Here is a 1,455-nt window from a genome sequence, read left to right as displayed (position 1 = left end):
CCATGAACCTGCCGGGCACCGACCTGTTCATCGAAATGGCCCCGCTGACCACGCAGCCCGCTGTGGTGCCACGCATTTTCCTGGCGGTGGCCGTCCTGTTTTTGCTGGGCATGCTGGCCAGCCTGCTGGCCCTGCGGCGCGACATGGGCAAGCGCCAGCAGGTGCAGGCCATGCTGCAAGCGCAGGTGGCGCTGCGCACGGCCATGGAAAGCTCGGTCACCATCGGGCTGCGGGCCTGGACGCGCAACGGGCGAATCCTGTACGTCAACGAGGCCTTTTGCCGCATGGTGGGCTACACCGCAGATGAGCTGGTGGGCCAGTCGGCCCCGCTGCCGTACTGGCCGCCCGACCACACCGACGAGTTGAACGCCGTGCACCTGGGCATCATCAGCCAGGGCACCGAGCACACGGGCGTGGAGGTGCAATTCCAGCACCGCAACGGCAAACGGGTGGACGTGCTGATACACGAAGCACCCCTGACCACCGCCAGCGGCGAACACATCGGGTGGATGAGCTCCATCCTGGACATCAGCGAGCGCAAGCGGGCCCAGCAAGTGGCCGACGTGCAGCAGCAAAAGCTGGAAGCATCGGGCCGCCTGGTGGCCATGGGCGAGGTCGCCTCCACCCTGGCGCACGAGCTGAACCAGCCGCTGGGCGCGCTCAGCAGCTTTGCCAACGGCCTGGTCAATCGGCTGCACAACCACTCCATCACGCTGGACGAGGTGGTGCCAGTGGTGGAACGCATGGCCAAACTGTCCGAACGGGCGGGCAACATCATCCAGCGCGTCAATGCGTTTGCGCGGCGGCGCGAGCTGTCGCGCCAGACGCTTGACCTGCCGGCCTTCATCAGGCGCGTCACCGCAGTCAGCACCGGTGCGCCCGGCGTCACGCTGCTGCCCCTGCCCGACGAAGGCCGCCTGTGGGTGCAGGCCGACAGCCTGCTGCTGGAGCACGTGGTGCTCAACCTCGTGGGCAACGCCCTGGACTGGGCCGCACGGGGGCAGGCCGCGCAGCCACAGGTGCGCATGTGGCTGGACCTGGACCACGCGCAGCACACCGCATCGTTCAACGTGGCCGACACCGGGCCAGGCGTGCCCGAAGACGACCGCGAGCGCATCTTCAGCGCCTTCTTCAGCACCAAAGACGGTGGCATGGGCATGGGCCTGGCCATTTGCCGCTCGATCGTCGAGGCACACCATGGCCGCATCGACGTGACGCGCGACCCCGACCTGGGCGGCGCACGCTTTGGCATCTGGCTGCCACTGAGCGGCCCGCCAAGCGACGCCCCCAACCCACCCTTTGCGCCACAGACATCCGCCGACGCCTGAGGCCTGACATGAAACCCCCACGCTCACTTCGTTCGCTGCCCCCCGAGGGGGCTGTCAGCACCTTCGGAACGTGACATGACCCACCCTGCCATCCACATCGTTGACGATGACCCCGACGTGCGCGACG

At 67.7% G+C, this 1,455-nt stretch carries 1 protein-coding gene; it reads left to right on the top strand.

From position 1 onward, the window contains the following. The coding region (locus RMP09_RS00155; RefSeq protein ID WP_310563980.1) for a PAS domain S-box protein at positions 1-1,328 on the top strand (1,328 nt) is incomplete at its 5' end. Positions 1,329-1,455: the final 127 nt, after the last annotated feature.

Source organism: Hydrogenophaga sp., assembly GCF_031426985.1.
GTDB lineage: Bacteria > Pseudomonadota > Gammaproteobacteria > Burkholderiales > Burkholderiaceae_C > Hydrogenophaga.
Note: the sequence above shows the minus strand (reverse complement) of the source record. Positions and strands in the feature narration are given on the sequence as shown.